Source organism: uncultured Nitrosomonas sp. (assembly GCF_902826915.1).
GTDB lineage: Bacteria > Pseudomonadota > Gammaproteobacteria > Burkholderiales > Nitrosomonadaceae > Nitrosomonas.
Genome location: NZ_CADEGP010000091.1, coordinates 1 through 8,979 on the forward strand (window position 1 = coordinate 1; position 8,979 = coordinate 8,979).

The 8,979-nt window shown below is 43.6% G+C and carries 10 protein-coding genes; all 10 read left to right on the forward strand.

The annotated features are described in order from the left end of the window. Nucleotides 1-143: 143 nt before the first annotated feature. The 10 genes from flhB (at nucleotide 144) to QZV86_RS12655 (ending at nucleotide 8,961) form a co-directional block, all read left to right on the forward strand. A complete protein-coding gene (flhB, locus tag QZV86_RS12610; RefSeq protein WP_295628751.1) occupies nucleotides 144-1,283 on the forward strand; it encodes a flagellar biosynthesis protein FlhB in 1,140 nt (379 codons plus the stop codon). 53 nt (nucleotides 1,284-1,336) lie between these two features. Then, nucleotides 1,337-3,418: a flagellar biosynthesis protein FlhA gene (gene flhA / locus QZV86_RS12615; protein ID WP_295628754.1), complete on the forward strand. Its 2,082-nt coding sequence runs from the start codon at nucleotides 1,337-1,339 to the stop codon at nucleotides 3,416-3,418. Next, entirely contained in the window at nucleotides 3,415-4,716 is a 1,302-nt protein-coding gene (gene flhF, locus QZV86_RS12620; protein ID WP_295628756.1) for a flagellar biosynthesis protein FlhF, read from the forward strand. The genes flhA and flhF overlap by 4 nt, the downstream gene beginning before the upstream one ends. Continuing rightward, the gene (locus QZV86_RS12625; protein ID WP_295628759.1) at nucleotides 4,709-5,605 is read left to right on the forward strand and encodes an AAA family ATPase; all 897 of its coding nucleotides are present in this window, start codon (nucleotides 4,709-4,711) and stop codon (nucleotides 5,603-5,605) included. The genes flhF and QZV86_RS12625 overlap by 8 nt, the downstream gene beginning before the upstream one ends. A gap of 5 nt (nucleotides 5,606-5,610) precedes the next feature. After that, entirely contained in the window at nucleotides 5,611-6,327 is a 717-nt protein-coding gene (locus tag QZV86_RS12630) for an RNA polymerase sigma factor FliA (protein WP_295628761.1), read from the forward strand. A gap of 63 nt (nucleotides 6,328-6,390) precedes the next feature. Beyond that, a complete protein-coding gene (locus tag QZV86_RS12635; protein ID WP_366925705.1) occupies nucleotides 6,391-7,131 on the forward strand; it encodes a flagellar motor protein in 741 nt (246 codons plus the stop codon). 36 nt (nucleotides 7,132-7,167) lie between these two features. Continuing rightward, nucleotides 7,168-7,980: a flagellar motor protein MotD gene (motD, locus tag QZV86_RS12640; RefSeq protein WP_295628769.1), complete on the forward strand. Its 813-nt coding sequence runs from the start codon at nucleotides 7,168-7,170 to the stop codon at nucleotides 7,978-7,980. Nucleotides 7,981-8,199: 219 nt separating this feature from the next. Next, entirely contained in the window at nucleotides 8,200-8,460 is a 261-nt protein-coding gene (locus QZV86_RS12645) for a hypothetical protein (protein WP_295628772.1), read from the forward strand. Beyond that, nucleotides 8,451-8,759, forward strand: a complete 309-nt coding sequence (locus QZV86_RS12650) for a hypothetical protein (RefSeq protein ID WP_295628775.1) — start codon at nucleotides 8,451-8,453, stop codon at nucleotides 8,757-8,759. Before QZV86_RS12645 ends, QZV86_RS12650 begins: the two co-directional genes overlap by 10 nt. After that, a complete protein-coding gene (locus QZV86_RS12655) occupies nucleotides 8,746-8,961 on the forward strand; it encodes a hypothetical protein (protein ID WP_295628778.1) in 216 nt (71 codons plus the stop codon). Before QZV86_RS12650 ends, QZV86_RS12655 begins: the two co-directional genes overlap by 14 nt. Nucleotides 8,962-8,979: the final 18 nt, after the last annotated feature.

Consider the following 8,979-nt stretch of genomic DNA (forward strand, 5'->3'; position numbering starts at 1 on the left):
CCAAAACCGCTCGATTAGCCCTTGGTGTGCGGTGAATTAATCAGTGTTTCCCTAGCAATAAAGGGGATGATTCCTTCTTTATTCCCAATATGGGATTCAGATAATTCCAATGATAATTCATTGATAGAAATTTGGAGTTCGTCATGTCTGAAGAAAGTGATCTAGAACGTACTGAAGAGGCCACGCCCAAGCGTCTGGAGAAGGCGCGGGAAGAAGGCCAGGTTGCGCGTTCTCAAGAACTTACCACATTTACTTTATTGATGGCTGCAGCTGTCGGGATATTGATGATGGGTGCAGCTCTGATGGAGAAGTTGGTGAAAATCATGCAATCTGGCATGCAAGTGGAGCGGGAGTTGGCGTTTCAGTCCGAATTAATGATCAATCGTTTTTATGAGCTTGCTATTGAAGGTTTGATATCGATGGCACCCTTGTTGTTTTTACTTCTGGTCGTGGCGTTTTTTGCGCCAATGTTTTTGAGTGGCTGGATTATCAGTGCTAAGGCAGTTATTCCAGATTTTAAGCGCGTTGACCCATTTAAAGGTTTGGCCCGCATTTTCTCAATGCGTAGTCTGATTGAGCTTGTTAAGGCCATTCTTAAAACCATCATCATTGGGGGTGTCGCAGCAGTGGTTATTTGGCATAACAAAGAATCTGTGATGGCGTTGCTCACTGTGTCCGTTAATTTGGGAATTAGCCGCACCGGTGATTTCCTGGCAATGAGTTTTCTAATGATCATTGGCGCAATGATCATGATTGTTGCAATCGATGTGCCATTTCAAATCTGGGAACATGCAAAGCAATTACGCATGACCCAAGAAGAGATTCGTAAAGAGCACAAGGAAAGCGAAGGCGATCCTTATGTCAAAGCTCGTATCCGTAATCTGCAACGTGAGGCTGCACGACGCCGCATGATGTCTGAAATTCCTAAAGCGGACGTTATTGTTACCAATCCGACACACTATGCTGTGGCGTTACGCTATCAAAGCAACATGCGAGCACCCAAAGTCATTGCCAAAGGTGTGCATTTGCTGGCTACACGTATTCGGGAGATTGCCACGGAACACCGCATACCTATTCTTGAAGCACCGCCACTTGCGCGGGCTTTGTATCATCACGCCGAACTGGAGAGCGAAATACCGGAAAAGTTGTATACCGCAGTGGCCGAAATATTGGCCTATGTTTTTCAGTTACGGCGATATAACGAATATGGCGGTGCTGAGCCCAGACCGCCGGTTGACGTGCCTGTTCCGGCTGAGCTGGATCAGGTAAATCTTGCGGTTTAGTAGTGTGAGTGAATTTTAAGTTAAATTTTCTTTAGATTATTTATTTCGAAACCATGAATAATGCGGTTACATTGTCATCCTTAGCAGATATTAATAATTTCAGGACTTTAGCTGGGCCGGTCTTGATTATTATGATCCTGGCCATGATGGTGTTGCCATTGCCGCCTTTTGTATTGGATCTGCTATTTACTTTCAATATCGCGATAGCCATTATCGTGCTCATGGTGAGCTTATACACCAGGAACCCGCTCGAATTTGCAGTATTTCCGACTATTTTGTTGATTACAACTTTGTTGCGATTGTCGTTAAATATCGCTTCAACTCGGGTTGTTCTGCTTGAAGGACATACCGGGCCCGATGCTGCAGGGAAAGTGATCGAAGCATTCGGGCACTTTCTAGTAGGTGGGAATTATGCGGTTGGGTTGGTGGTATTCATTATTCTGGTGGTAATCAATTTTGTCGTGATTACCAAAGGTGCAGGGCGTATCGCTGAAGTCAGCGCACGTTTCACACTCGATGCTATGCCTGGAAAGCAGATGGCCATAGACGCTGATTTGAATGCTGGATTGATCGGTGAGGAAGATGCACGTAACCGTAGACAGGTCATTTCACAAGAGGCCGATTTCTATGGTTCCATGGATGGTGCCAGTAAATTTGTGCGCGGTGATGCGATTGCCGGCATATTGATCATGCTGATTACCATTATCGGTGGATTGATTGTGGGTGTAGTGCAGCACGACATGGAATTAGGATCGGCAGCGAAGAATTATACTTTGTTAACTATTGGCGATGGTTTAGTTGGGCAAATTCCATCGTTGATTATTTCTACCGCTGCAGGCATGGTGGTGAGTCGAGTAACGACTGATCAAGATCTGGGCGAACAAGTTTTAAGTCAGCTATTTAATCAACCGCAAGTATTGGTAATTACTGCCGCAATTTTAGCTGTGATGGGGCTCATTCCGGGTATGCCAAATTTTGTATTTCTTTTTATCGCTTCTGCCTTAGGTGCGATAGCCTATTGGAAGAAAAAAAGCCCAATCACACAGCTTGTTGAATCTGTTGCTCCGGAAATACCGACGATCGAAAAGACAGATGCCAGTTGGAATGATGTAACTCCAATTGATACATTGGGATTAGAAGTTGGTTATCGGTTGATTCCTTTGGTCGATAAAGCACAGCAAGGAGATCTACTAAAAAGAATTAATGGCATACGCAGGAAATTCGCTCAGGAAATCGGTTTTCTACCACCTGTAATTCATATTAGGGATAACCTGGAGTTACGACCTAACGCTTATCGTATTACGTTGAAAGGTTCTGTCATCGGTCAGGGAGAATCTTACTTGGGTATGTATCTAGCGATAAATCCAGGGCAAGTCACGATGCAGTTACCCGGCACAGCAACCAGTGATCCGGCATTCGGATTGCCAGCAGTATGGATTGAAGCAACCTTGCGCGAACAGGCGCAATTGCATGGCTATACCGTGGTTGATGCTAGCACGGTAGTAACGACGCATATCAACCACTTGATCCATTCGCACGCTGCTGAATTATTGGGTAGACAGGAATTGCAGAAACTGCTTGATCATCTTAATACACAATTTCCCAAACTTATTGAGGATCTGGTTCCAAAATTATTGCCGCTGTCGACAGTGCAGAAAGTTTTGCATAACTTGCTGCAAGAGAGTGTGCATATTCGCGACATGCGCACCATTATCGATGTGTTGACTGAGCACGCAGTGCAAACACAGGATGCTATCGAGCTGACAGCAATCATCAGAACAGCCTTGGGGCGCGCTATCCTTGATCAATATTATCCTGCAGGTTCAGAAGTGCAAGTGATGAGCTTGCATCACGAATTGGAAAATATTCTTAGCCAAGTGATGCAAACTGGCGGTGGGCAAAGCGCTGGAATTGAACCTGGGCTTGCCGATACCTTGTTAAAAGAAGCTCGCAGTGCTGCCCATCAGCAAGAGAAGCTCGGATTGCCAATTGTATTACTTGTTCCGGGCACCATTCGCTTTTTGTTGGCTAGATTTTTACGTCGTGCACTGCCTCAATTAAGAGTATTAGCCCATTCTGAGATTCCCGATTCAAGAAGAATTAAGATCACTTCCGTTATTGGAGGTAGCAAATGAAAGTAAAGCGTTATATTGCATCCACATCCAGAGAAGCGATGCGTCAGGTTAAAGAAGAGCTTGGTGACAATGCCGTCATACTCTCGAACAGAAAAACCAGAGATGGCGTGGAAATCATGGCGTTGGCTGACTCTGAAATGTCTAATTTAGTACCTTCGCAACCATTACCTGCATCACACTCAGTGAGTGCCGCTTACTATGAGCAAAATAAAAAACTGACTAAAGAATTAGGGTCTGTTGAGTCATATGCAGAACTGCTTGCGGTAACGAATGACCAGGAAGACGTTAGAAAAACCACAAATGATGCGATAACTGCTTCATTTGCCCGCGATATTATTGCTGAAATTCAGGCCATGAAAAGCGCATTGGAAGATCAATTGAATACTGTTGCATGGGGAAATTTTACGCAACGTAGTCCGGAAAAACTAAAACTGCTGCGTACTTTACTGGATTCAGGTTTTAGTCCGCTATTATCGCGCCGGTTAGTGGAGAAATTGACCACTGAGCTTGATTACGAGTCAAGCTTGAAGCAGGCAATGTCTGCATTAGTCTCTAATCTACATACTGTTGTCAACGACGAAATAATAGAAAAGGGCGGTATTTATGCGTTGATCGGCCCCACAGGTGTTGGTAAAACTACTACCACAGCAAAATTGGCGGCGCGTTGTGTAATTCGGCATGGCGCGGATAGAGTGGCACTACTCACCACTGACAGCTACCGTATCGGTGGCCATGAACAGTTGAGGATCTATGGCCGATTACTCGGTATTCCTGTGCGCACGATTAAAGATACTGAAGATTTGCAGCTGACACTATCAGAGCTTAGAAATAAGCATATGGTGTTGATTGATACTGTAGGAATGAGTCAGCGCGATCAAATGCTTGCCGAGCAGATTACGATGTTAAGTAATTGCGGAGCCGATGTTAAGCGGTTGTTGATATTAAGTGCAGCATCCAATGGAAAAACACTGGATGAAGTGGTTTCCGCTTATCAGAAAAGTGGTATTTACGGCTGTATTATCACTAAAGTCGATGAGGCTGCAAACTTGGGTGTGGCGCTGGATACTGTTATTCGCAAAAAATTGGTGCTGCATTATGTCGCAAATGGACAGAAAGTTCCGGAAGATATTCACGCGGCAAATCCGCGTTATTTATTGCATCGTGTTTTTAAACCCACTCCTAGTGATTTGGCATTTACTCTACAAGATGCCGAATTTGCTTTGGTAATGGCAACTAAGAAGAGCAGTGAAATGGCGCAATTTGGAGAAAAATCATCGGCAGGATTTCTCCATGACTAGATTAATGTTACACGATCAGGCAATGGGTCTGCGCAGACTAACATCATTCAAGGCATCTGATTCAGCGCGTGTCTTTACTATTGCGGGAGGGAAATCTCGGGTTGGAAAAACCAGTCTTGTTGTGAATCTGGCAGTTGCCTTGGCTCAGAAAGGTCAGCGTGTATTGCTAATTGACGAAAATCCTTGCCATAACAACATTTGTACCAGTCTTGGATTGCAGGCACGTTTTGACCTGCTGCATGTGATTTATAAGGATAAAAGGCTAGACCAGGTGCTTTTGCAGGGCCCTCGAAATATTGCCATATTATCCGCCATGCGAGGTATTCATGCGCTGAACAAGTTGAGTCCGCTCGAGCAAGATTGGCTTGTTAGAAGTTTTTCAGAGTTAACTAAATCTGTAGATATTGTTCTGATAGATACCGCAATGGCGGGGACAACTCACGTGTTGCCGCTCAGTTTGGCTTCGGAACAGGTGATGATGGTGATTTCGGGTTCAGCCGCATCTCTTACAGGTGCGTATGTTCTAATTAAGATCATGAGCCAGGAGTATACGAAGAGGCATTTTCTCATAGTGGTGAATAAAGTGGAGTCAGAAGCTGAATCGTTAGCAATTTATCAAAATTTCTACAAAGTGGCTCGTCAATATCTATCGGTAACGCTTGAATATGCTGGTTATATTCCGAACGATGAGAAATTACGTAGTTCAACACAATTGTGTAAGCCTGTGCTGGAAGTATACCCGTCTTCACAGGCTGCAATGTGCTTTGGGCAGGTGGCGCAGAATATTTTACGCTCCTCTTGTCCAGATAAGTATCACGGGGGAATTGATAATTTTATACAACGATTGATTCAGACGAGTCATCTGAGTATGGCCAATTTTATGGTGTAAATGATATGTATACTGCGACTGGAACTAAAGCAATTGATAAAGATCAGTTTATAACTGAATTTACGCCACTGGTGAAACGTATTGCATACCACATGATGACCCGATTGCCCGCTAGTGTTCAGGTTGATGATCTGATTCAAGCTGGCATGATGGGTTTGCTGGATGCCATCAATCGTTACGAGGGTTCATACGGACGGCAATTTGAGAGTTATGCGGCACAGCGCATACGAGGTTCAATCTTGGATGAATTGCGCGAGGCGGATTGGTTGCCGCGTAGTATACGAAAGAAAATGCGTCGTATTGAAGCAGCTGTGAATTTATTAGAGCAGCGCAATGGCTGTGCGCCCAATGAACTGGATTTAGCTAAAGAATTAGATATGTCATTGGATGAATATCATGAAACTCTGCAGAGTGCTCGAGGCGCCCAGTTAATTTATTACGAAGATTTTCAGCAAGATGATGAAGAGCCTTTCTTGGATCGTTTATTTATTAATTCTGAAGGAGATCCCTTAAATGCGTTGCTGGATGAGAATTTTCGCAACCAGTTAATTGCTGCGATTGATAATTTACCACCTCGGGAAAAGCAGATGATGGGAATGCACTACGAACAGGAGATGAATTTAAGAGAGATCGGTGAAGTGCTTGGGGTCAGCGAATCCAGAGTTTGCCAGCTGCATACTCAAGCTGTTGCAAGGCTTCGTGCCCGTTTGAGAAATCTTTGAGGTGCAATAAGTGCTGATTATCCAGTGATCTAATTGGATTTTGGAATGAATAAGAAATCAAGGATGGATGTGAATAGTGTTACCGGTATTGTGTTGGCTTTTGTTGCAATTATCGGTGGACAATTTCTTGAGGGGGGGCATGTCGGTTCTTTATTGCAGACGGCGGCTTTTTTGATTGTTATGGGGGGGACTGTTGGTGCTGTATTGTTACAAAGCCCAGTCAAAGTTTTTGTTAATGGAATCAAAATGGCTAGGTGGGTATTTTATCCACCTGAAAATTCCCCACAGAACTTAATTAAGCAAGTGATTAATTGGTCTAACATTTCACGTAAAGAAGGGTTGTTGGCACTCGAATCGTATATACCTACGGCGATTGATCCATTCTCAAAGAAAGGTTTGCAATTGCTTGCTGATGGTAGTACTCCAGAAAAATTACGAGAAGTCCTGGAAATTGATATCTTAGCTTTGGAGACACATCAACGGCAATCTGCACGAATTTGGGAAGCAGCAGGTGGTTATGCTCCCACCATTGGCATTTTGGGTGCTGTGTTGGGTTTGATTCATGTGATGGAGAATTTATCGGATCCTAGCTTGTTAGGTAACGGCATTGCAGTGGCTTTTGTGGCAACCATTTACGGTGTTGGTTTGGCCAATCTCATATTCTTGCCAATTTCAAATAAGCTAAAAAATATTATTAATGAGCATGTTGTCATGCAGGAAATGATGGTGGATGGCTTTGTCGCAATCGCGAACGGTGAGAATCCTCGGCTGATAGAAAGCCGATTGAAGGGATATTATATTTAGTCTCATTAAGTATTAATTTAACTATTAAGCTGCTGAATGATAAAGAGAAGAAAGAAAATAAATGATGAGTCGAATGAAAATCAGGAGCGTTGGCTTGTTTCGTACTCGGATTTTATAACATTACTGTTTGCTTTTTTCGTAGTAATGTATGCTGTTTCATCGGTAAATGAAGGCAAGTATCGTGTGTTGAGCTCTTCATTAGTTAGCGCGTTTAAAAGTAATAGCTCAACTACTTCTGAATCTCTACAATTATCCGAATCTCAACCGGTAGTTGAATTTTCACCTCTTCAACATGAACGCTCAAATCAAGGTAGCCTGATCAGGCTGACAGATAATTTCAATACTCAGAAAGTAAAAAAACAGGAGAAGATGAAAGGCATGGCTAAGAATATCCTCCATGCTCTGGAGCCACTAGTTAAGGATGGTCAAGTAAGAGTAACTCAAAATTCTTTAGGGATTACAGTTGAAATTAATGCCAGCGTTCTTTTCGCACCAGGGCAAGCTAAGCTTGCCGAAAGTTCGATTCTGTCACTTCAAGCAGTTGCCAATGTGATCAAGGGACACGAGCATGAAATTAATGTTGAAGGTCATACAGATAATTTGCCAATAAATACAGAGAATTTTCCATCAAACTGGGAATTGTCGTCAGCACGTGCAAGTAGTGTGATCAGGTTATTCATCGATAAGGGTGTTGAATCTTATCGACTTACTGCGATAGGCTATGGTGAAAATAGACCAATAGAAAATAATGAGACGTTTGAGGGAAGAAAGAGAAACCGTCGCGTCACGGTTATGATTTTGTCGACAGATCCCGACAACACAACCGAAATCCCAATCGTTGAAAATTAGAATAGGAGCTGGATTCGTACAATAAGTGCAATTTTCTGAGTTAGGCGGTCAGCTGTTATATTTGGCCATTTAACTCGCCAAAGAAAAATGCCAATGAAGTACACACTGTTAATCAACATGCAAGAATTACCAGGGAAAGGGTGAAATCAACATTGAAAAATTTCCATCCTATGGATGGGAAAATCCGACATTTAGTCGGAGAACCCTGGAGTGATAACAATGGAGCACATAGCCGAAATCAGGCGCCGACATTTCATTAGCAAAGAAAGCATCAGTGCGATCGCAAATAGTCTGAGTCTCTTACGTCAAACGGTTCGCAAGGCATTAAGGAGTGAAGCGGAACCGATATACCAACGTAAAATTCAACCGACACCGAAATTAGGTGCTTTTAAATCACAACTAGCTGAGTGGCTTGAAAGGGATGGGAAATTGCCCAGACGCCAACGCAGGACTGCGCAGCAATTGTTCGAATGTTTGTAGGTTATCAAGGTTCGTATGGTCCGGTGCAGCGGTTTGTGCTGGACTGGAAACAACAAGCGCCACATCGGCCATCGACTACACAAGCCTTTGTTCCCTTAGCATTCCCAGCAGGTGAAACCTGTCAGTTTGACTGGAGCTATGAATATGTCATATTGAATGGCGTACTGCAAACGATCAAGGCAACTCGTTTTCGGCTGGCTTACAGTTGGCGAATGTTTTTAGCAGCATACCCGCGTGAAGCCCAGGAAATGGTGTTTGATGCGCATATTGGTGGCGCACCAGCGGATGATTTACGATAATCTCAAGACCGTGGTTGATGCCATATTTGCTGGCAAGGGGCGTCGGTTTAATCGGCGTTTTTTAACCCTAGCGAATCATTACATGTTTGGGCCCGTGGCATGCACACCGGAATCCGGTTGGGAAAAAGGTCAGGTTGAGAATCAGGTCGGCAATGTCAGGGAATGGCTATTTAGAGCTTACTCAAAAAGCATAACTAACTGATTGAGTTTAACAATATTG